Genomic DNA, 21,742 nt, shown 5'->3' with positions numbered 1-21,742 from the left:
TTTTGACATTAGAACTTCATTTTCAATACACCGTGCTGCGTACGTAGCCAATTTTGTTCCCTTTCCAGCTGAGTAGCTTTCGATGGCTTTAATAAGCCCAATGGTTCCGATGGAGATCAAGTCTTCGGTGTCTTCACGGGTATTTTCAAACTTTTTAACAATGTGAGCCACTAGGCGCAGGTTGTGTTCAATAAGCCGGTTTCGCGCGTCTGCGTCTCCTTCTTTCATGAGATTTAAGTATTTCCGTTCTTCTTCTTCTTTTAATGGTTGCGGGAAGGCATTGTTTTTTACAAAAGAAACAAAGACGAACAGTTCTTTGATGAGGTATGTGATGGCTGCTAAAAATCCGGACATCGATTAACCTCCTTATGGGCATCTTGTTCTTACTTATATGCCCAAGAGAGAATGTCTGTGTCTGTACATCGAAATTCTTGACTACAAATGTAAAAATCATCTTATTTCTTACAATCTGCCTCGAATGTTCCAGTGTCGCAGTATTTGTTCTTTTTAGTTAGATGTTTTCTAAAAGGTAGTTTCTATTTGTTTTTTGAGACGAGTGGCGTGAAGGTAGCTGTCCTCTTATAACTTTCAAAAAAGCCCTAGTCACAGACTAGAGCCTAAGAAAAACTTTCAACTAATAGTGTTGTGGTATCCCTTATACTACTGCTAATTTATCGTATCTACATTAAACAATTCTTCAAACTCTTCGATCTTTATATCAATATTTGCATCTTCAATTAATTTCGCGATTTTTTCTTGTGCTTCATTCACTTCAATTCTTTCGTCTATGAGGGTTTGACGAATTTCTCCTTTCATATTCTCAAATGGCTCAATGTCCACATTTGTTTCTTGCTTGTCTAATAATTTTATAATATGATAACCAAATTGGGTAGCAACGGGTTCACTAGTTTCTCCTACTTCCAAATCATATGCAGCACTTTCAAATTCAGGCACCATCGTCCCAACGGAGAAATAACCTAGTTCACCACCATCCTCCGCATTCGAACTATCTATTGAGTAGCCTTTTGCCAGTTCAGCAAAATCAGTACCATCATCAAGTTTCTGTTTTACTTCTAAGGCTGTTTCTTCCTCTTCCACTAATATGTGTTGTGCGCTAATTTCGGTTCTTAATTGGTCGTACTTTTGTTTCATTTCTTCTTCACTTATATTTAACCCATCGGCCTTTGCTTCTTCTTGTAAAAGACTAAGGTATACTCTTTTACGAAATGATTCTTCGTCTCCAAGATTCTGGTGCTGCAGCCACATTTCAAATTGATCACCTAATTCGTCTTTAAGGATTTGCACTTCATGATCTATGGCTTCTTCGCTTACGTCATATTTATCCTGTAAAACTTCGATCGTCACCATTTCCTGTAGTACAGCTTTTCCGTACCGTCCCTTTAATTCTTCGTAAAAATCTTCTTTTGTTATACTGCCTGCCATTGTTTCTACGACTATTTCAGAATCTACTGCTTCCGAATTAACATTGCTGGAACTACAAGCTGTCAATCCTAGTACACCAATGATGATTAAAACAAACAAGACTTGTCTTTTCAATTTATCAACACTCCTAATCTAAGTATCATCTATAGTAAAGGAAGGAGAACGAACCGACAGGTCCGCTCTCCGAATAGCGAAAATTATTTTATCTACCATTCCCATTTCCAGGACCGACTCGACGAACCGTTGTAGCTGTTTGCTCGGAGTCCGTTTCCGATGTTGCAGTAAAGGTTAGGTCGTTCGGAATAGGATTTTGACCTCTTCCTGCTTCAGGAATCTCAACGTAAACTGGGACATCCACGGTTTCACCAGCTTCTACTTCCACAATATTGTTCGGTAGCATGTATTCCCATTCAGATTCAGTGGAAGCATCAAGTCGGAAAATGTCTGTTTCTTCTCCTGTATTTGTAACACTAAAGTTGTATTCAGCTATTCTGCCTGGTGCAGCGTGCTCCACAGAGCTATTGTCAACATCGACGCCTCGCTCATACGGTCCGGCACCATCCATGTGACGAACGGCAACTCGGTAGGAAAGTGCTTCGTCTTCGGCAACTAATTTATCAAGAATATAAAAGTGGAGGCGGTTATGCTCGTCCACGTATTCATTGACAACCCCTTCTGCTGTACCTGCTTTAAATAGGGCGTCAGCTAATTGCTGATAGTCACCTAGTGAAAGCATTTCTTCTGTACCATCTGGTCGAACGAAGTCTACTTCACTAATGTCTTCGGGGTGAGAATCAATAACCCAGATGTTTGGCCACGCCTCAGAATTTCTTGTTTTAGCAAGTAATACCCCGGCATCCATTTGGAAAGAGTCAAAGCCGACGCGGTCAACTACCTCTAGCGTATAGTTGTTATACCATTCTTCTCCTCGTTGCATATCCGCGCGCCAGTCATCCTCTAAACTATTTCGTGGAGTGTGATCCACCATTTCAACATTAATTCCATAAATACCTTCACGTCCAAATTCTTCTCCAGACGGGACGGCCCGGGTTAATACATCTGCAAACACCGGTCCAGTTTCTTCGAGTTCTTCTCGGTCTACATTAATATATTGGTCTTCCGACAGATAACCTTGCTTAATTTTATTACGTAACATATGGTGAGAAGGTGTAGATGCACCTTCATAGGATGGAATTGTCCAACGAGTATGGTTGCCGCCTGGTCCGTTGAATGCACCACGGCTCATCAATTCCCAAGGTCCCGAGTATGTTCTGGAAACAGGATTTGCATATGGATTGTTGTAGTTATCGAGCAGTTCCATAATATGGCCGAATTCATGGGCGAAAACAGCCATTCCACTACTTTCTCCTTGGATCGAAATCCCTTGACTAATGTTCGCTCTCGCCCAAAGACTTGACGCAGCTAGCCAGGATGTCCAAGGTACATAACGAGTATTCGCCCAGTTGTCTACTATATCTCTGTATTCCTCTGGGGGCCCGAATTCATCGGTTACATCTTCAGGGCTTTCAAACATCATTTCACCAAACTGCTGCCAAACATCAGATTCATTGTAACCGGCATGGACAATAAACGTGAAGTCGTAGTCAACACCAGACGCCTCTATGTCTGCTTCAGCTGCAGCTAAAGCATCTGTCATCACGTTGTATGTTTCGTATCCTGGTGGCATGTCCGCTTGTTGGCCCCATTCTCCCATACCGTATTGAAACATATTATGTTCCATTTCATAAACGCCGTACGCATCAAGATCAACTGACCATTTTCCGAAGGAGTTCTCTCTCCAAAACTCATCAATTGTCCGGTAATTGTTCAGCTCTGACGGCGCGTTTAAGTAATCCAGCCACCACTGTGGAAGTTCATCCCGGGGAATGTCACCGATCCCTACCGGATTGCCTGCCGGGTCTGATCCCTCCGGCTGGCTTAAGATAAACTCTTGATCAGGAAAATCCACGAGAATAATGGCACCCTTAATATCTAGTTCAGCCTCGATATGGTCGGCATCATTCCAATCGATACCAGGAACAGACCGGTAATCGTCCCAAGTCATATCTCTCGGAAGGACCCATGACTCTTCGTCAATTGGATCTGGAAAATCAGATAATCCTGGAGGGCCTGCTAAAGCTGTTGTAGATGAAAGTGAAACGAAAAAGCACAGGAATAAAATCATCAATTTTTTTCTGAGTTTCATAGATTAACCTCCATTTTTTGTTAAAATAGTCTCAAATTATTGGTCATAACATATACGTATACATTGTTATGAAATCCTTCCCCATCTTTTCGACCATAAGATATTTACATCTCCTCCTTATCACCAAGTGATAAGAGAAAATTTTATCACCTCTCTATGTAATTATTTCTATTCTCGTAATAAATGTATCATAATATTCTGATTTTTCTACATGTTAAAACACAAATTAAGTAAATAGTCATTGGTTTTAAACAACAATCAAATACTGTAATTCTTAAATTTTTATTACTATAGTATATTTATGGGAAGGACTTGGTTTATAAGAAGTATTTAATGCGTATTCAAGAAGGGTACATAGTAGAGTCGAGTGGTCGAGAAGGTTGAAGCTCCTAATAGCGAAGAACATTCAACAGATATTTTAGCCGAGTTTTTGAACACCCTCTTATGGAGAATGATCGATTACATATAACCAAAAAAATATAGCTAATACACTTTTCTATTAATTTATAAGAATAATGATGAAATTATTAAAAGATACAATACAGGCCTTTTCACCTGGGTAAAAACGTATTGCTGAAATATATTATTCAATAATCTAGTGTTCAAAATAGAGGAAAAAAGAGTGGAGAAAACGCGTGATCAGCTAAATGCCGGGAGACAGCTATGTTCACTGGCTTTTTGAACACCTTTATGTTTATAAATTCCTTAAGATATAGCAGCTTCACAATACGCCTTTTTCAAGCATTTTAAAGTAATAATAGATTAAAAGCACAATCCTTGACTAAACAAAGAATTCCCCTATACTAGTAACAGTATAATTCATATTGCAATACTCGGATTAAAGGATTGAACAGTAAAAGGAGTGAATCATTTGAAATTATTATCGGGAAAATATCTAGAAACGCCTCTCATTTGGAAAATCTCGATTGCTTTAATTCTCGGTGTTATCGTTGGTTTTACTTTTGGTGAAAATGCTGCGGTTATTGCACCCTTAGGCGATATTCTCTTAAATTTATTAATGGCTTTGATCATTCCGCTGTTAATGCTTACATTAATTGTCGGGATCAACCAAGGTCCGGCAGAAGGGCTTGGCCGCATGGGTGGAAAAATGATTGGTTATTATTTTGTAACCTCTGCCTTTGCATTAACGGTCGGGCTGATTATAGCATTACTCATTCGACCTGGTGAAGGGTTAAGTTTACCAGGAAATGCGGAGGTAAACGTACCCGAAGCTCCTGGTTTCATGGATGTCATCGTCGACATTTTCCCGTCTAACATCGTAGAAGCCTTATTAGAACTAGACATCCTCAGTATGATATTTATTGCGATTGTAATTGGTCTTGCTATTTCTATTATGCGTCGCTCTGGGAATGAGCAGCACGAAAAGTGGGGAGATCACCTTGTTGAATTATCTCGTGCTGGATCTGAAGTTTCGTTTAAGATTATGGGGTGGATTTTGCAGTATGCACCAATCGGTATTTTTGCTATTGTTGCTTCAACGATCGGACAACAAGGATGGAACACACTGACATCGCTAGGTTCTCTTGTAGGAACAGTCTATGTGAGTATTTTGATTCAATTCCTTGTATATGCGTTGCTTATTAAGTTGATTGGCCAATCCCCTCTGCGTTTCTTTAAAGAGGCAAGAGATGCAACTGCTACGGCTTTCACTACACAAAGTTCAATGGGAACTCTTCCGGTGACAATGGGTGTTGCTAAGCGGTTAAACTTACGGGAAAAACTGTACGGCTTTTCACTTCCATTAGGAGCAACAATGAACATGGACGGGGCCGCCATTCGTGTCGGAGCTTCGGTTATTTTTGCTGCTAACATTATTGGAGAAGATTTAGGATTGGCAACGATTATCGGCATCATTCTAGCAGGGACACTCGCTTCTGTCGGAACAGCTGGTGTACCCGGTGCTGGGTTGATCACATTGTCTGTTGTTTTGACGCAGGCAGGTCTTCCAATTGAAGTCGTCGCGTTAGTCGCTTCAGTGGATGCCTTACTAGGAATGGCAGCAACAGCTTGTAACGTCACTGGTGACTTGGTCGGAACATCTGTCGTAGATAAAAGCGAAAAAAAAAGGGAAATAAAATCGTCGTAATGAAATAAAGCAGATGAGTCTACTATATTACTCATCTGCTTTATTTAAGTTTAAGGCGCCTTGAGCTCGACACAGAAACGTAGAGTTTTTTCATTTATTAACTTTTAATAAATGAAACCCGCCAATCACTATGAGGGCGTTTTTATAAAAGAGCCAGGCATCTTTACTTTCTCTGGCTTTTTATTCGGATAAGATATAACTGCAATTTTTGGTGCGTATTAAAATAACACGATACCTAACTATTCCTTTAACCCTTCCACAAACAGTTCTGCATTATGTCGAATCATATCAATGTAAGAGTTGGCGCCTGATCCTTCATCACCGATCGCGTCTGTATATACTTCACCTGCAATTGGCACTCCAGAGTTGTCAGAAACGGTTTCCATGTATCGTTTGTCTACTGTACTTTCAACAAAGACAGCTGGGACTTTTCTTTCCTGGACGATATCAATAACACGGTTCATTTGTTGTGTCGTTCCTTCTTCGTGAGAGTTCATTTCCCAAATCCCTTCTGTTTCAAAGCCATAATCGGCACCGAAGTATTTAAAGGCATTTTCACTGACAACGATCACACGCTTTTCATCCGGAATATCAGTAACTGCTTCTTCAATCCATTTATCTAATGCTTCTAACTCCTCAATGTACGCTTCTGCATTTTCACGGTAAACGTCCTCACCTTCAGGGTCTCGTTCGATTAGGTCTTCCACCAGATTCTCAACATAAATAATCCCATTTCTCGGGCTTAACCATCCGTGTGGGTCGGCGTCTTCGCTGTCTTCTAGATTAATGATGTCTACACCCGTGGAGAGTTCAACGATTTCAGTTTCTGTTGCGTTAGAAACGATACGTTCAAGCCACTCTTCCAGATCAAGACCATTGACGTAAAACACATCCGAATCGCTTACCTCTTTAAAATTACTCGGAACAGGTTCATATTCGTGAGGCTCTTCGCCGATTGGCACGATGTAATTGACCTCTCCTCTGTCACCGATGACTTCGCCAATCATGTCTCCAAGGACAGAGAAGCTTGTCGTAATGGATAATCCGTCACCTTGAGCACCATTGTCTTCATTGCTTTCTCCTTCTGAATTCTCTGTTCCGCAGGCCGTTAAGATAAAGCTTAAAAAAAGGATTAATGACGCGGTTATTTTCTTTTTAAACATCTTTCCCTCTCCCTTCATTTTCACAAAAACACTATATGTAGGTGCATTTGAAAAGGTGCACTATTAAAACTAATTTTCCCGCATGTTATTATTTTACCTCAATCTATAAAAGTTTACCTAAGGAAACTTTTTGAGTGTTAACATTATTATAATTGTAACGAAGCATGTCTGTCTACCCTTTTGTTTTATTTTAAGGCTCTTTTCTAAAAGATTGTTGTTTTTGGAGAAGTTAAGACTGTCGCCCAAATTTTGCTACAGGCGCATACTACCGGGGGCGTAAGGTACTATCGCTCTATATTTTTTCTCGCAAAAAAATACGGCTGGATGTAAGAATCCAACCGTATCATGAATTAGTCCCAATATTTAGGTTTTCCGTAATGCTTAAACACTCTTTCTTCCATCTCACGGTTGATTGGCTCATCATCAATAAGTTCTGGAGCGTTTTCCACCTGATCCTTTGTCAGATTCACACTTAAAATTGACTGGTGCCAATTAACGTCATCTATCCAATCCGTTGAGATAAGAACCTCTTTTCCACCAGGAAGCCAGTGATTTGTATCAACGATGAAATAGCGAATTTTAAAAGAGTCTTCTTCAACAAGAACGTCCTTTACTTTTCCGAAGCTTTCGTCACGCGTAGCAATTTCATATCCGATCACAACGTTTACACTCATCGCATGGCTTTCCTCTTCCTGATAATCAACCACCGAACCATCTATTTTTTCTTGCGCAAGGTCCCTTGCAATCATACCCGATCCCCATAATCCCGGCCCCATCCAGTAAGGATTGAGTCCGTAATACTGTGAAAACTGGCTTTCGAACTTCCTTGTAACTGGCTCCTCTTCTGGGGAAGGACTTTTTTTGCTTCCTCTTTATTAATGTTGGCGTACAAACTCTCATTTTCTAGCGTAAACTCTGAAATCGATGCGGGTGAAACAAAGAGCTTTTTCCCAGGTAACCAGCGATTGGAGTTCACCACTACATAACGACCCGTCCACTTTTCATCATCAAAGTATAGGTCGTCTACAGTACCAAGCTCTCCATCTTGTCCAAACACGGTAAATGGCTTGAGCATCCTTTTATAAGAAAAGATCATGTTATCATCCTTTCTAAATGAGTTAAGTACTGTTTTCCCTCGTTAAGATTGTAATAAACAATAAAGAAATCATGATACTACTTATTGTAAAAAGCGTATCTTTATGTAGCTCCGTTGGCCTGCATCTGCTCGCTTTCCGCGGACGAACCGCCAAGCCTCCTCGGGAAATGCGCCCTGTGGGGTCTTGGCTGGTCCGTTTTTCCGCGGGAGTCTCGCAGATTCCGGCCTACTACGCAGAAGATCTTTTTTTATTTAGAGACCTTTTAAACACAATTCAACTTGGCTACGGTATCCAACTTGCTTGGTGTTAAATTAAGGGATGACTTTATGTAGCTCCGTTGGCCTCCATCTGCTCGCTTTCCGCGGACGAACCGCCAAGCCTCCTCGGGAAATGCGCCCTGCGGGGTCTCGGCTGGTCCGTTTTTCCGCAGGAGTCTCGCAGATTCCGGTCAACTACGCAGAAGATCTTTTTTATTAAGAGACCTTTTAAACACAATTCAGCTTGGCTACGTTCTCCAACTTGCTTGGTGTTAATTACGAGTAGCTTTATGTAGCTCCGTTGGCCTGCATCTGCTCGCTTTCCGCGGACGAACCGCCAAGCCTCCTCGGGAAAAGCGCCCTGCGGGGTCTCGACTGGTCCGTTTTTCCGCAGGAGCATTCCTGTCGGATAGGTTTTACCCCTATTGATAAAAAAAGGATCCTCCGATATGATGCAAGGTGCAAAAACAAACCAGCAATCACAAAGGAGGAACCCTTCATGAATCGTAGTAGAAATGAACGAATTAATCAAGTCAACGAAAACACTCTAGTTATTGGAATCGATATTGCAAAAAAGAATCACTATGCCTGTGCCGTCGATTTGCGCGGACGCGAATTAACGAAAGTATGGCGCATCCACCAGTCAAAAGATGGTTTCATCCATTTTGAGCAGGCTGTTAGACAACTGATGGAGACACACAACAAATCAAATGTGCTCATCGGTTTTGAAGCAACCGGCCACTACTGGATGAACCTTGCGGCTATGCTGGAGGCTTTCGAATTCCCTTTTGTCATCGTCAATCCAATGCATGTAAAACAATCCAAGGAAATGGACGATAATTCTCAAACGAAGAACGACGCTAAAGATGCACGCGTTATAGCGAAACTTCTTCCTAACGGCTATTTTAGTATACCGCGGAAGATGACAACCGCTGAACATCACATGAGGCATGGATCCGCAATCCGGGAACGATTACGAAAAGATATCTCTTCCGTAAAAAACAGGATACAGCGATGGAAGGATCTTTACTTTCCGGAATTCAATCAAGTCTTCAGTGAATTGGGCCAACAAGCTCTTGCCGTTTTAAAGCTGACACCTCTTCCCCAGGATGTTCCACATTTGTCTGTCGAAGAGATGGTCAGGCAACAGAAGAAAGCTGGCGCCAAGTATGCTGGGAAACCCAAAATGGTGACCCTGATTGAAGTGGCTCGTCACTCTATTGGCGTAACACGCAGTCAGGAAATGTCACGGCTGGAGATTCGCAGCCTTGTTCAACAGCTGGAACTATTGGAATCACAACTTGAAGAGGTGACTTCCCAGATGGTTGAGCAGGCCCAGTCATTAGAAGAGTTTCAGTACCTCGTCTCCATTCCGGGAATCAGCGAGAACACTGTAAGCGAGTTATTGGCTGAAACAGGCTCTATGCGCAATTACAGGCATCCACGCCAACTCATTAAGCTAGCGGGACTTACGTTGCGTGAGAACAGTTCAGGTCAGCATAAAGGCACAAAGAAGATCTCTAAACGCGGAAGAAAACGACTACGAGCCTTACTTTATAAAGCGATCCTTCCGCTCATTCAGAACAATGCAAGCTTTCGTCAACTGTACATGCATTATCACTCACGGGAACAAAATCCACTGACCAAGAAAGAAGCAATGGTTGTGCTATGCAGAAAGCTGCTTCAGGTGTTCCATGGACTTAGCAAGAAACAGGCAATGTTTGACCCTGAGAGAATGTTGATAGACTCTTCCAACTATCCTCAGAACAAGGCAGCGTAAGGCTTCACAGTGCTTTAATGTACCTTTGACAACACAGGCACAGAGATTCGGCAAGACGGAGACTTTAGACGCCCAGTAAAGGGCAGTCCATGCAGGAGTAAGAGTCCGAGATCTGCGTCAGGCAAGACCCAACGAAGGAATGTAGGCACTTGATGCCAGGAGACATGGGAGGGTAAGTCACCTGATTGTAGCAGAGTTTTTCTCGTGTGAATTACACCTATATATGGAAATGTATCCCACATTCCCAACGCAACGCGTAATCTCTAAATACAGTAAATGTATTTACAAGAATTATGTGGACCTTGGCAGTCGGAGGCGAGTACAAAAAAATTTTTTAGGGCCTCAAAATCCGGGCGGACCCCCGCCATATCAACTTTTCCTGAGGGAGTCTCACAGATTCCGGCCTACTACGCAGAAGATCTTTTTTTATTAAGAGACCTTTTAAACACGATTCAGCTTGGCTACGGTCTCCAATTTTCTTGGTGTTAAAATTAGAGTAACTTTATGTAGCTCCGTAGGGGGCTAAAAAGACTCTCTTGTCGTACTTTAGACATGAGGGGTTTCCTCCCATTTCATTTCGTTTGTATGGTCACTTACTTAATTCGACATTTGGGGAGGTACTCCTTTTTTCATGTCTTAGAACCGTTGAGCTGCCTGGGCGCAGAATTATGAAATTTATTCAACTGTGATGTCCTATTCTTTTATTTTATAAACAATCGCTTCGTATGGCTTTAGGTCGAAGCTTTCACTAAGCTCGACAGTTTTTTCGCCGGTTTTGTAGTTTCCGATCAGAATGTCTGCCTTTTTCCCTTGATAACGATCAGGAAATTCAAACCTTGTTTCATTTTCATAGAAGTTACAAATGACAAGAAGGGTCTCGTTTTCAAGTACTCTTTGATAAGCAAAAATCTCCTCGTCGTTTTCAGCTAACAAATCATAATTACCGTACACAATGACATCGTGGTTATGACGTAAATCAATGAGTTTTTTATAGTAATGGAAAATAGAGTTCGGATCTTGAACCGCTTGTTCAGCATTGATTTCCGTGTAATTAGGATTTACTTGAAGCCATGGGGTTCCTGTCGTAAAACCGCCGTGTGCTTCATCATTCCATTGAACAGGCGTACGAGCATTGTCTCTACCTTTAACGTAAATTCCTTGCATAACCTCTTCGTGCGGAACGCCTTGTTCACGCTTTTCTTTGTACATGTTTAGTGTTTCAATATCTTCATAGTCATCGATTGAGTCAAAGCGCACATTCGTCATGCCGATTTCTTCACCTTGGTAAATGTAAGGCGTACCTTTCATCATATGAAGAAGTGTCGCGAGCATTTTCGCTGATTCTACGCGGTACTTACTATCATCACCAAAACGAGAGACCATCCGTGGCTGGTCGTGATTGTTCATATATAAACTGTTCCAACCTTTATACTCCAAGGCTTTTTGCCATTTTGTCAGGTTGTCTTTTAAATCTTGAAGCTTTAAAGGACGAAGATCCCATTTGCCTCCTGGCCCTGAATCGAGATCCACGTGTTCAAATTGGAACACCATATTCACTTCTTCACGTTCTTCATCTGTATATTTCTGAGCAATCTCCGGTCTTACACCTGGCATTTCCCCAACCGTCATCGCATCATAGCCTTTAATGGCTTGTTGATTCATTTCATGTAAAAATTCATGAATCCGTGGTCCATTTGCAAAATACTTTCCACCAGGTGCATATTGTTTTCCTTTCTCAACCTCGCCATCTGGAAGATCTGGTACTTTCGAAATAAAGTTAACAACATCCATCCGAAAACCGTCGATACCTTTATCAAGCCACCAGCGCATCATTTTGTACACTTCTTCTCGTAAAGTAGGGTTTTCCCAATTTAAATCTGGCTGTTTTTTTGAGAAAAGATGCAGAAAGTATTCACCTGTTTGTTCATCATACTGCCAGGCAGATCCACTAAAAGCCGATTCCCAATTGTTTGGCTCAGACCCGTCTGCTCTTCCAGATCGCCAAATATAGTAGTTGCGGTATGGATTATCCTTTGATTTGCGCGATTCAACGAACCACTGGTGCTCGTCTGACGAGTGATTTACGACAAGATCCATAATCAAACGCATTCCTTGTTTATGCGTTTCAGCTAAAAGTTCTTCCCAATCATCCATCGTTCCAAATTCGTTCATAATACCTTGATAATCTCGAATATCGTAGCCGTTATCATCGTTTGGCGAATCGTAGACAGGAGAAAGCCAGATCACATCGATACCTAATTCCTTTAAGTAGTCTAATTTTTCAGTAATCCCTTTTAAGTCACCAATCCCGTCTCCGTTACTATCATTAAAGCTACGAGGATATATTTGATAGACAATACTTTCTTTCCACCATTGCTTACTCATTTGAAAATTCCTCCAATATCGTTACTTATCTAGTTCGTTTCATCTTTTATTTTTACTTGATAGCACCTTTCGTCACACCACTGATAATCCAGCGTTGTGCAATGACATAAACAATGATCATCGGCAATAACGCCATCAAGTATGAAGCAAAAGCTAAGTTGTAGTTGGTTGAAAACTGAGACTGGAACACAAACTGTACTAGAGGTAGTGTCATATCACTTCGGTCACTTAATATTACAAGCGGTAGTAAGAAGTCATTCCAAGCCCATAGTGCTGTTAAAATTCCGACTGTTGCATTCATTGGTGCAAGCAGCGGGAAAATAATACGCCAGAAAACACCCCACCTACTACACCCATCAACAATTGCTGCCTCCTCAAGCTCTTTTGGAATAGACTTAATATAACCAACGTAGAGAAAGACATTAAACGCTAAACCATAAACAATATAAAGCATGACAAGCCCTGTTGGATTCATTAAACCAAGACCACTCATCTGCTTTACTAAAGGAAGCATAATGATTGGAAACGGCACGAACATTGCACTTACAAAATAATAAAATAAGATTTTAAAGGAACGTTTATGAAGATTTCGGGCAATGGCATAAGCGACCATTGAATTTGTCAGTAGCGTAAATACAACTGTCAGCACTGTAATATAGAAGCTATTCCCAAAAGCATTAAAGAAGTTGGTCATTTCAATTGCTTGTATAAAGTTATCGAACCGAAAGCTGGAAGGTAAAGCCAAAATAGATTCCGCTGTTTCCTGAGGCGTTTTAAAGGCATTGACGACTGTTAAATATAATGGAAATAGGATAACAACGGATCCTAATATTAATAATAGAGTGATCGTCCAATTGTGTTTATTATTTCTCATTACATATCAACCTCTCGTTTCTGTAAGTAGCGAATTTGTATCACGGAAATCGTCACAATGATAATAAAATAAATCACAGCATTGGCCGATTGATATGCAAACTCGCCTCCTTGGAAACCTCCACGGTAGATTAATAAGGATATAGATTCGGTCGCTCGTCCAGGTCCCCCACCAGTTAATGCCATAATGTGGTCAAATACCATCAGGAAGTTTTTCATCGCCAAAACCATATTAATCGTAAAGAAAGGTGCTATTAACGGGAAGGTAATCTTCCAGAATTCCTGCCATTTGTTCGCCCCATCTAAACTAGATGCTTCATATAAATCCTGTGAAATCGTTGCTAACCCTGCCAAATATAAGATTGTATTAAAAGCGGCCGCCTGCCAGACAGCAACGATGACAATCCCAATCCAAGCAAGATCAGGATTTCCTAAAATGTTTGTTGCCAACGTCGTTAATCCTAGGCTTTCAGCAATCAATGGTACAAAAATAGCAAAGATATAGTTAAAGATAAAACCAACAATTAAAATACTTAAAATATTTGGCATAAAATATACCGCGCGTAATGTCTTCATAAATTTAATTTTTGCATTCAGGCCTAATGCAATAATTAAACTTATGATATTTACAAGAATCGTTGAAATAATTGCGAATTGAAAAGTGAAAAAGTAAGCGTCACGCGCTCTTCCGTCTTGAAATACGCTTATATAATTACTAAAGCCGACAAAATCCCAATCGCCATACCCGCGCCAGTTTGTAAAGCTATAAAAAACACCTTGCAGCATGGGATATGTGTGAAATGAAAAAAAGATAATAAAAGCGGGTAATACCATGAGTACATAAGGATTGATTTTCTTACTCATTTTCTTCTCTCCTTTAGCTGCAAAAGTAATAATGGAGGGCTGCCTGCAATTCACAGGCAAGCCCGTACATTATTATCTTGACGTCACTTTATCCCATTCTTCATCAAGCACCTGTAAGAATTCATCTACGTCACCATTAATTAAGAATTCTTGTACTAGGTTTTCAATTTGCATTCCAGACGGATAGTAGTGATCAGGGAAACTTGTAATCGAACCTTCTTCAAAGTGAACACTCAAGTCTTCAACAGTTGGATCTTCTTGAAGAACACCTTCTACAGCTGAAAACTGCTTTTCAGCGTCAATGTAGTATTGTGCGTTTTCTTCCTCAAGTAAAAATTCAATAAACATTAGCGCTTCTTCTTTGTGTTCTGAACTACCTGAAATCGTTAGTACAGTGTCGACACCTGATACTAAACGGTTTTGATCAACGTCATTTGTAGCAGGAAGCGCAAAGGCTCCAACATTGATATCAGGGTTGGCTTCTGTAATCTGACCAATTGCCCAGTTACCTTGAATATACATAACAGAACCACCCTCGGCAAAAGCTGCATTTCCTCGGTCATAATCAGTGCCAAAGACATCATTATCAGCCATATCGCGAAGCTCTATCATTTTTTCAGCGACTTCCGGGTGACGTTCCGCAAACGTTGTGTCTTCTGCTAGCCTCTCCTCTGCAAAATCGTCTCCTTCGATATTAGCTGCTAATGCATTAAAGGCAACCATTGCTGTCCAAGCATCTCCATAAGTATGGAAGAAAGGTGTTTCATCATGTTCTTCAATGGTCTCTACAACATCGAGGAATTCATCCCATGTACGAGGGATTTCTAAATTCATCTCAGCAAACTTGTCCTTGTTATATAAAACCGTATTAGCGTTTGTAGCATATGGCACACCATTTGGAGTGTCTTTTCCGGCCAACTGATTAATCATGTCCACGTAAGAGTCTTGAACATTAGTTATTAAATCATCTTCAGAGAAATCGTGAAGAGTTCCTGAATCTGCAAGGTCCCCATAAGTAGCGTCACCGTTAATTCCCATAATGTCTGGAACATCATCTTGAGTTAATCTTGAACGAAGCGCTGTATCTGCTTCTGGAACATGGTTTTGTTCGATTTGAAATTCAAGATCCGGATTTTCTTCATGAAACTTTTCAATAAGAGCGTCAAAAGTGTCTACAGCTTCAGACTTATTTTGAAAAAATTCTATTTTCCCGTCATCCGATCCTCCGCAACCCGTAAGTACACCAACTAAAACGGTAGTAGCAATCGCTGTTGATAACTTTTTTCTCATTACAATCCCCTCCCAAAATTTGAAATATTAGTATTGCATAATGGAAAAATATTAGATGAAACTTTATTTTTATTTTGGCAGTCACTCGCACCTCCTACATATAGTAAACGTTTAACCTATTATAGTTAAATAGTTTTAGTCGTAATGAATATAATAACTGTCAAGTATTTGAGTAAACGTTTACTTAAAAGCTGAAAGAAAAAAATACCTTGTTTATCTTGGTATTTTTTCATTTAGTCCGTGATTTTACTGACTCTCTTTCTACAATTGAATGAGGCATAATGTTGCTTTGAGCTTTTTTGCCAGTTTCCAGCATTGTAAGAATCATCTCTACTGCCTTGTTCCCCATTTGTTTTAAAGGTTGGGCAACTGTAGTCAGTGGGGGAATACTCATTTCTGCGTATCGTGTATTATCATATCCAACAAATGAAATGTCTTCTGGGATATTTATCTTATTTTGATGAGCTACAGACATTGCACCTAATGCCATTTCTTCACTTGTTGAGAATACGGCTGAAAATGGTTGATCTGTTTGTATCAGTCTAGTCATGCACTCCTTACCTGACTCAAAGCCAAAGTCCCCATAAGTGATTAGCTCCTGCCTTACTTCGATTCTATGATCCCGTAAGGCCTGACAATAACCCTCTACCCTCGGAATACCAGCTAGTACATCATCAATATCCCCGCTAATTAAAGCAATATCTTTATGCCCCTTTTCAATTAAATATGTAACAGCTTGATAGGAAGCATGCTTATCATCGACTTTAATGTAAGGTACTTGATATTTATAAGACATACTAGAAACGAGAACAAATGGAATATTTAGATGTTGAATGGCTTGATAATATTCAGATGTTAATGCTTCACTTATAAAAATTAACCCGTCTACTTTTTTCTCCCCGAGTACTTTCAAATAATCTAATGTGCGCCTGCCATTACGGTCTGTATTACAGATGATCACACTATATTCGTTTTCATGGGCAGCTTGCTCAATGCCATCCAATACTTCTGAAGAGAACATATTTGAGACATTCGGCAGTAAAACACCGAGCGTTTTTGTCTTTTTGCTTACAAGCCCTCGGGCAATCGCATTAGGATGGTAACCTAATTCAGCAATGACTCCCATGACATGCTCTTTAGTAGTTTGGGAATAACCTGCTTGTTTATTTAATATCCTCGACACAGTCGCAATTGAAACATTCGCGGCATTCGCGACATCTTTTATTGTTGGCTTCATAAATCGGTCTCCTTTGCAAACGTAAACGCTTACGTTGTTTAAAATCTATCACGACTAATAATTAAAATCAATATTTTTATGAAAACGCTTTATTTTAAATCGTTTGAATATTCCTATATCGTACTTTATACTTTAGAAAGATAGATTTGAAAGGAGTCCATTATGACAACTAAACGTCCAATCAAAGTAAAAGATCTCAAAGAAATCAATGTTTTAAATGAACCTCAGTTTGCACCAAATGGAGAATCGTTCTCCTACATAAAACAAACGATAAACGACGAGGATGAATACGTTTCTCATTTGTATGTGCAAGGGATTCAAGATACAGAGGCTGTACAATGGACCTTTGGACATGAAAGAGTCAGTTCTCCCCGCTTTTCACCAAATGGAAAATGGCTTGTTTTCGTTTCAAATCGTAAAGAAAAGTCTCAGCTCTTTCTGTTCTCTACTTCAGGTGGAGAAGCAAAACAAATTACTACGCTAAAAAATGGAGCTAGTCAACCTGTCTGGTCACCGGATAGTAAAAAGCTTTTGTTTACGACCTCATTAGCCAAAGACGAAAATATTCACAGCAAAGAAGACGACGAGAAAACGTCAGATGAAAAAAAGGATGAGCCATTGGTCGTTACGAGGCTAAAATATAAATCTGACGCTACTGGTTTTTTAGATGATAAATACAAACAACTAGCCTTTTATGACATCGAAAGTGAAGAGATCACGCAAATCACATCTGGTGAGTTTCATCATGAGCCTGGTGAATGGTCCCCTGACAGTCATTCCGTAAGTTTTGTTTCCAATAAAAAGGAAGATCAAGATTATCACCTTATTTCAGATGTTTATGTAGTAAATGTAGTTACAAAAGAAGAAACTTGTCTCACAGAGGGTAATGGCATATACGCTTATCCCGTTTTTAACGATGATGGTACAAAATTAGCCTGTTACGGACACCGGAAAGAGTTTTCCGGAGCCACACATTTGAAGCTTTGGACCATTGATATTGATTCAAAGGAAGCTACTTGTTTGACAGAAAACTGGGATGTGCACCTTAGTGACTCCGCGATTGGTGATGTTCGTTCCGGTCATCCAATTCCGGGACCTGTGTGGGATCACGACAATCAAAATATTTATGTCACTGCAAGTGTCTACGGTAATACAAACTTATACCGTGTCAGCCTTGATCATAAAGTCGAAGAAATCGTCACAGGCCAGCATCAAATCTACGGATACCATTTTTCACCAGATAAACAACAAGCTCTTATAGCGATCAGTACTCCTACTAACCCCGGTGACGTGGTACTAGTAGATCTGACATCTGGCGAACAAAAGCAGGTTACTCATGTGAACGAACGTTTTTCTAAAGAGGTTCACATTCAAGAGCCTGAAGAAGTAAATTTTAAAGCCGCTGATGGCGGGAACATCCATGGGTGGATTTTAAAACCATATGGATTTGAACAGGGGAAAAAGTATCCGACAATCCTTGAAATTCACGGCGGGCCTCACGCGATGTACGCAAACACGTTTTTCCATGAGCTGCAACTACTAGCTGCCAATGGCTATGTCGTCCTTTATACAAACCCGAGAGGTGGCCATGGGTACGGACAAACTTTTGTCGACGCTTGCCGAGGAGATTACGGCGGGAAAGACTATGAAGATTTGATGAGTGCAACCGATCAAGCGGTTGAACAATTTGACTACATTGATGCTGAGCGCCTTGGGGTTACAGGAGGAAGCTACGGCGGCTTCATGACGAACTGGATCGTCTCCCATACCGATCGCTTTAAGGCTGCGGCTACCCTTCGTTCCATTTCAAACTGGATCAGCTTCTACGGTGTGAGTGATATTGGCTACTTCTTTACCGACTGGGAGATTGGGGCAGACCTTTTGAGTGATCCGAATAAAATGTGGGAGCACTCGCCATTGAAGTACGTCAAGAACATTGAGACACCTCTGTTAATTTTACACGGGGAAAAGGATTTCAGATGCCCTGTAGAACAAGCAGAACAATTATACATTGCACTTAAACATCAAAAGAAAGAAACGAGGTTTGTCCGCTTTCCGAATGCAAACCATGAGCTATCCAGAAGCGGTCCGCCTAAACTACGTTTTGCAAGATTAGAGGAGCTGCAAGCTTGGTTTGATTCTTATTTGAAATAACGAAAACTCAAAGGAGCATCACGCTATTGTGATGCTCCTTTGAGTTGTTTATGCTTTCGTGAATAAATCTGTTTGAACGATTTCTTCAATGAAATTTTCTTCCGTTTCCCCTTCAAAAGTCACTTCAACTTCTTGCTCCGGCTGTAGTGATAAAGCTAGAACTCCTAACAAACTTTTTGCATCAACAACCCAGTGGTCTTTCTTAAGCAAGATTGTGGCTGGATACTTTGAGGCCGTATTTACAAGGACACTAGCTGACTCTGCAAAGATTGGCTTCTTTACTAAGAGTTTCATACTTTCCATCCCCTTCCTCATTTCGCGTATAATTATTATAATCATACTTTTAACAGATAACAATATTGATTATTCTAACTGAGTGCTTTCGTCCTTCTCTGTTTTGCCTTTTATCTGGTACACTAAACGTAAATTGAGCGATGTTAAAAAAGGGGACTATTCAATGAAACCAACAAACCACTCTGTATACGATTTTTTTCTTAATCGTGAAGCTGGCCTGCTAGACCGCGAACACTATCGATCTTTTGCCATTTTTGTACCAATCATCTACAAACAAAACGAACCTCATCTTCTTTTTCAAGTACGTGGTGAAAATATTAAACAGCCTGGAGAAATCTGCTTTCCTGGCGGGAAAGTCGACCAAGAAGATGCTTCACCCAAAGCTGCAGCTATAAGAGAGCTCATCGAAGAAATAGGCGTTTCGCATTCCGAAGTGACTTGTTACGGTCCGTTAGACTATATGATCACACCCTACCGCTTCACTCTATACCCATTTATCGGAGAAATCGCAGCTAATGCTACATTTAACTTAAACCCTGATGAAGTTCAGGAAGTTTTCACAGTTCCTATAAAGGTTTTAAAAAATATGGAACCTAAAACGTATAATATTTATTTAGAAGTACAGCCTGAAGACGCCTTTCCCTATCATTTAATCCCCAACGGAGAAGAGTATAACTGGCGTACCGGTGTTGTTCACGAACATTTTTATGAATATAATGGTCGAGTCATCTGGGGATTAACTGCCCGTATTTTGAAACATGTCCTTTACTTGCTTCCTTAATTTGATTCATTTGTTTCACTCTTTGGCAATGACACTATCAGAAAAATACTTAGTAATGCCATCGCAAATACACCGATATATACACTATTAAGGGCAAAGGCAATCCCTCCTGACAACACGTCAACCTCCTCTGATGTAAAACGGTTCCGCTGTACAGGATCCAAAAGCAAATTGGCTACATCTAACGTTTGCGGTAAATCAACAGCGGTTCCTACTTCCTCCATATAAGTAGCTAATCGGTTGTTCAAAACACCACCGAGGAAGGCTACACCAAGAGCGCTTCCTAATAAGCGCATAAACATATTTGAGGCTGTCGCGACACCCCTTAACCGCCACGAAACCTGACTTTGTATCGAAACGATAAATGTCGTTGTTGTAAATCCCATTCCGCCTCCGATAAAGAAACTCGCAACACCTGCCCAAACAGGGTGTTGTAGGTAAGATAAGGCTACGAACATACTGGCCCCGATCATTAAACTAGCAGCCCCAATCATCGCGGTTTTTCGAGAACCTAGTGGAACGAGCCACCTTCCTGCTAATGTGGAAGAAATCGGCCAGCCTACACTCATCATTGTTAAGGTGAATCCAGCGACCATCGCAGATTCTCCCAATACAATTTGAACATATGTTGGAAGGTAACTCGAGACACCGATGAGGACAGCTCCTAATGTTAATGAAGCAAGATTCGCTGTAGCAATAAGTTTATCCTTCCATATCGTTAAAGACATCACAGGATCCTCAGCTCGTCGTTCTTGCCAAATAAACAGCATTAAACTAGCTGCAAATAAAAAAAGTAAGCTAAGAATGGGTGTCGATGTCCACGGCCAAACCGTCCCTCCCTGAATAAATACGAGCATAAGGGACGTGACCCCAAGAAGTAAAATGGCTGTGCCCCCATAGTCAATAGGCTTCGATTGTTTTTCAACATCTTCTTTTAAAAATACGAACACCCCGGCAACTGCTAGAATGCCAACCGGAATGTTAATCCAAAACACCCATTGCCAGTGAGCAAACTGCAAGATTAAACCACCGAGTACCGGCCCAAGAACTGCGGAAATGCCCCACACGCTTGCCAAATACCCTTGAATTTTGGCCCGTTCTTCCTTTGTATACATGTCTCCTACGATCGTCGTAGCAATGGGTTGCACAGCACCTGCTCCTAATCCTTGAATGACCCGACTAGCAATCAGCCACTCAATTGAAGGGGCAAAGCCACACATAATCGAGCCTATTAAGAAGACACTCACTCCAAATGTGAACACAAGCTTTCGTCCAAACATATCTGAAAGCTTACCATAAATCGGAATAGTGACGACTTGCATTAATAAATATGTAGAAAAAATCCAACTAAATAATGAAAAACCACCTAAGTCAGCGACAATACTTGGCATTGCCGTTGAGACAATGGTCGCTTCAACAGCAGCCATAAACATGCCAAGCATCACAGCAGCTAATACGAATGGACGTTTTGTCTGTCGAACAATGACCCCTCCTCCCACTTTTATGGTTATTATATCATTTCGGTCTATTTAGGGATTGCTGAATAAATCTAGAACTCAAATACAAAGGGTGCCGCTTCCATGGCTTCGCTTTCCGCAGGCAACGCATCAGCCTCCTCATTCGCGAAAGGCGTGCTCACTGCGGGGTCTTCTGCTGCTCCTGCGGTTCCTCGTCGCAAGAAGACCATTGTTGCTTTTCCTGCAGGAGCATTCCTGTCGGATAGGTTTTACCCCTATTGATAAAAAAAGGATCCTCCGATATGATGCAAGGTGCAAAAACAAACCAGCAATCACAAAGGAGGAACCCTTCAT

Annotated in this window: 17 protein-coding genes and 1 pseudogene; 4 read left to right on the top strand and 14 right to left on the bottom strand. The window is 40.8% G+C overall.

The genetic code is table 11. From position 1 onward, the window contains the following. Nucleotides 1-6: 6 nt before the first annotated feature. The 3 genes and pseudogenes from CDZ94_RS00090 to CDZ94_RS00080 all read right to left on the bottom strand — a co-directional run. Nucleotides 7-354: pseudogene (locus CDZ94_RS00090) on the bottom strand (sigma-70 family RNA polymerase sigma factor); the annotation flags it as partial. 312 nt (nucleotides 355-666) lie between these two features. Further along, nucleotides 667-1,557, bottom strand: coding sequence for a peptidylprolyl isomerase (locus CDZ94_RS00085; RefSeq protein WP_096434463.1), 891 nt, complete (start codon nucleotides 1,555-1,557; stop codon nucleotides 667-669). An 88-nt stretch (nucleotides 1,558-1,645) separates the two neighbouring features. Continuing rightward, nucleotides 1,646-3,649 carry a M6 family metalloprotease domain-containing protein gene (locus CDZ94_RS00080; protein ID WP_096434461.1) on the bottom strand — a complete coding sequence of 668 codons (2,004 nt, stop codon included), beginning with the start codon at nucleotides 3,647-3,649 and terminating at the stop codon, nucleotides 1,646-1,648. Between the two features lie 862 nt (nucleotides 3,650-4,511). Between CDZ94_RS00080 and CDZ94_RS00075 the strand changes: the two genes are divergently transcribed. Beyond that, a complete protein-coding gene (locus CDZ94_RS00075; RefSeq protein WP_342587604.1) occupies nucleotides 4,512-5,756 on the top strand; it encodes a dicarboxylate/amino acid:cation symporter in 1,245 nt (414 codons plus the stop codon). Nucleotides 5,757-5,995: 239 nt separating this feature from the next. On the opposite strand, the gene CDZ94_RS00070 is transcribed toward CDZ94_RS00075, so the two are convergent. The 3 genes from CDZ94_RS00070 to CDZ94_RS00060 form a co-directional block, all read right to left on the bottom strand. Further along, nucleotides 5,996-6,919 (bottom strand): metal ABC transporter substrate-binding protein, encoded by a 924-nt coding sequence (locus CDZ94_RS00070; protein ID WP_096434457.1) that lies wholly within the window; start codon nucleotides 6,917-6,919, stop codon nucleotides 5,996-5,998. Between the two features lie 350 nt (nucleotides 6,920-7,269). Further along, a complete protein-coding gene (locus tag CDZ94_RS00065; RefSeq protein WP_157911681.1) occupies nucleotides 7,270-7,668 on the bottom strand; it encodes a PRC-barrel domain-containing protein in 399 nt (132 codons plus the stop codon). Continuing rightward, nucleotides 7,665-8,015, bottom strand: a complete 351-nt coding sequence (locus CDZ94_RS00060) for a PRC-barrel domain-containing protein (RefSeq protein ID WP_096434453.1) — start codon at nucleotides 8,013-8,015, stop codon at nucleotides 7,665-7,667. The genes CDZ94_RS00065 and CDZ94_RS00060 overlap by 4 nt, the downstream gene beginning before the upstream one ends. 757 nt (nucleotides 8,016-8,772) lie before the next feature. Between CDZ94_RS00060 and CDZ94_RS00050 the strand changes: the two genes are divergently transcribed. Further along, on the top strand, nucleotides 8,773-10,053 hold the full coding sequence (locus tag CDZ94_RS00050) for an IS110 family RNA-guided transposase (RefSeq protein WP_096434449.1): 1,281 nt from the start codon (nucleotides 8,773-8,775) through the stop codon (nucleotides 10,051-10,053). Nucleotides 10,054-10,746: 693 nt separating this feature from the next. Here the strand turns inward: CDZ94_RS00050 and CDZ94_RS00045 are convergent. The 5 genes from CDZ94_RS00045 to CDZ94_RS00025 all read right to left on the bottom strand — a co-directional run bounded on the left by CDZ94_RS00045 (nucleotide 10,747) and on the right by CDZ94_RS00025 (nucleotide 16,702). Then, nucleotides 10,747-12,438: a glycoside hydrolase family 13 protein gene (locus CDZ94_RS00045; RefSeq protein WP_096434447.1), complete on the bottom strand. Its 1,692-nt coding sequence runs from the start codon at nucleotides 12,436-12,438 to the stop codon at nucleotides 10,747-10,749. A 52-nt stretch (nucleotides 12,439-12,490) separates the two neighbouring features. Beyond that, on the bottom strand, nucleotides 12,491-13,312 hold the full coding sequence (locus CDZ94_RS00040) for a carbohydrate ABC transporter permease (protein ID WP_096434445.1): 822 nt from the start codon (nucleotides 13,310-13,312) through the stop codon (nucleotides 12,491-12,493). Beyond that, a complete protein-coding gene (locus tag CDZ94_RS00035; protein ID WP_096434443.1) occupies nucleotides 13,312-14,175 on the bottom strand; it encodes a carbohydrate ABC transporter permease in 864 nt (287 codons plus the stop codon). Before CDZ94_RS00035 ends, CDZ94_RS00040 begins: the two co-directional genes overlap by 1 nt. 72 nt (nucleotides 14,176-14,247) lie before the next feature. Then, entirely contained in the window at nucleotides 14,248-15,465 is a 1,218-nt protein-coding gene (locus tag CDZ94_RS00030) for an ABC transporter substrate-binding protein (protein WP_096434441.1), read from the bottom strand. Between the two features lie 229 nt (nucleotides 15,466-15,694). Then, nucleotides 15,695-16,702, bottom strand: a complete 1,008-nt coding sequence (locus tag CDZ94_RS00025) for a LacI family DNA-binding transcriptional regulator (RefSeq protein WP_096434439.1) — start codon at nucleotides 16,700-16,702, stop codon at nucleotides 15,695-15,697. Nucleotides 16,703-16,864: 162 nt separating this feature from the next. Between CDZ94_RS00025 and CDZ94_RS00020 the strand changes: the two genes are divergently transcribed. Then, nucleotides 16,865-18,856 (top strand): S9 family peptidase, encoded by a 1,992-nt coding sequence (locus CDZ94_RS00020; RefSeq protein ID WP_096434437.1) that lies wholly within the window; start codon nucleotides 16,865-16,867, stop codon nucleotides 18,854-18,856. A 48-nt stretch (nucleotides 18,857-18,904) separates the two neighbouring features. On the opposite strand, the gene CDZ94_RS00015 is transcribed toward CDZ94_RS00020, so the two are convergent. After that, on the bottom strand, nucleotides 18,905-19,150 hold the full coding sequence (locus tag CDZ94_RS00015) for an HPr family phosphocarrier protein (RefSeq protein WP_096434435.1): 246 nt from the start codon (nucleotides 19,148-19,150) through the stop codon (nucleotides 18,905-18,907). Between the two features lie 163 nt (nucleotides 19,151-19,313). On the opposite strand from CDZ94_RS00015, the gene CDZ94_RS00010 reads away from it, so the two are divergent. After that, entirely contained in the window at nucleotides 19,314-19,931 is a 618-nt protein-coding gene (locus CDZ94_RS00010) for an NUDIX hydrolase (RefSeq protein ID WP_096434433.1), read from the top strand. On the opposite strand, the gene CDZ94_RS00005 is transcribed toward CDZ94_RS00010, so the two are convergent. Together CDZ94_RS00005 and CDZ94_RS21100 are read right to left on the bottom strand one after the other, a co-directional pair. Further along, nucleotides 19,928-21,430 carry an MDR family MFS transporter gene (locus CDZ94_RS00005; protein ID WP_342587603.1) on the bottom strand — a complete coding sequence of 501 codons (1,503 nt, stop codon included), beginning with the start codon at nucleotides 21,428-21,430 and terminating at the stop codon, nucleotides 19,928-19,930. The two genes, CDZ94_RS00010 and CDZ94_RS00005, sit on opposite strands and share 4 nt — an antisense overlap. 50 nt (nucleotides 21,431-21,480) lie before the next feature. Beyond that, nucleotides 21,481-21,618 carry a hypothetical protein gene (locus CDZ94_RS21100; RefSeq protein ID WP_157812083.1) on the bottom strand — a complete coding sequence of 46 codons (138 nt, stop codon included), beginning with the start codon at nucleotides 21,616-21,618 and terminating at the stop codon, nucleotides 21,481-21,483. Between the last annotated feature and the right edge of the window lie 124 nt (nucleotides 21,619-21,742).

Origin of the sequence: Alteribacter populi, from assembly GCF_002352765.1 — a bacterium.
Classification (GTDB): domain Bacteria; phylum Bacillota; class Bacilli; order Bacillales; family Salisediminibacteriaceae; genus Alteribacter; species Alteribacter populi.
The sequence above is the reverse complement of the archived record's forward strand: the minus strand, read 5'-3'. Positions and strand labels throughout refer to the sequence as shown.

Bases quoted from the DNA above. Each gene is read 5' to 3' on its own strand.
- CDZ94_RS00080 (WP_096434461.1), bottom strand. From the start codon at position 3,649: ATGAAACTCAGAAAAAAATTGATGATTTTATTCCTGTGCTTTTTCGTT.
- CDZ94_RS00070 (WP_096434457.1), bottom strand. From the start codon at position 6,919: ATGTTTAAAAAGAAAATAACCGCGTCATTAATCCTTTTTTTAAGCTTT.
- CDZ94_RS00065 (WP_157911681.1), bottom strand. From the start codon at position 7,668: ATGATTGCAAGGGACCTTGCGCAAGAAAAAATAGATGGTTCGGTGGTT.
- CDZ94_RS00060 (WP_096434453.1), bottom strand. From the start codon at position 8,015: ATGATCTTTTCTTATAAAAGGATGCTCAAGCCATTTACCGTGTTTGGA.
- CDZ94_RS00050 (WP_096434449.1), top strand. From the start codon at position 8,773: ATGAATCGTAGTAGAAATGAACGAATTAATCAAGTCAACGAAAACACT.
- CDZ94_RS00045 (WP_096434447.1), bottom strand. From the start codon at position 12,438: ATGAGTAAGCAATGGTGGAAAGAAAGTATTGTCTATCAAATATATCCT.
- CDZ94_RS00040 (WP_096434445.1), bottom strand. From the start codon at position 13,312: ATGAGAAATAATAAACACAATTGGACGATCACTCTATTATTAATATTA.
- CDZ94_RS00035 (WP_096434443.1), bottom strand. From the start codon at position 14,175: ATGAGTAAGAAAATCAATCCTTATGTACTCATGGTATTACCCGCTTTT.
- CDZ94_RS00030 (WP_096434441.1), bottom strand. From the start codon at position 15,465: ATGAGAAAAAAGTTATCAACAGCGATTGCTACTACCGTTTTAGTTGGT.
- CDZ94_RS00025 (WP_096434439.1), bottom strand. From the start codon at position 16,702: ATGAAGCCAACAATAAAAGATGTCGCGAATGCCGCGAATGTTTCAATT.
- CDZ94_RS00020 (WP_096434437.1), top strand. From the start codon at position 16,865: ATGACAACTAAACGTCCAATCAAAGTAAAAGATCTCAAAGAAATCAAT.
- CDZ94_RS00015 (WP_096434435.1), bottom strand. From the start codon at position 19,150: ATGAAACTCTTAGTAAAGAAGCCAATCTTTGCAGAGTCAGCTAGTGTC.
- CDZ94_RS00010 (WP_096434433.1), top strand. From the start codon at position 19,314: ATGAAACCAACAAACCACTCTGTATACGATTTTTTTCTTAATCGTGAA.
- CDZ94_RS21100 (WP_157812083.1), bottom strand. From the start codon at position 21,618: ATGGTCTTCTTGCGACGAGGAACCGCAGGAGCAGCAGAAGACCCCGCA.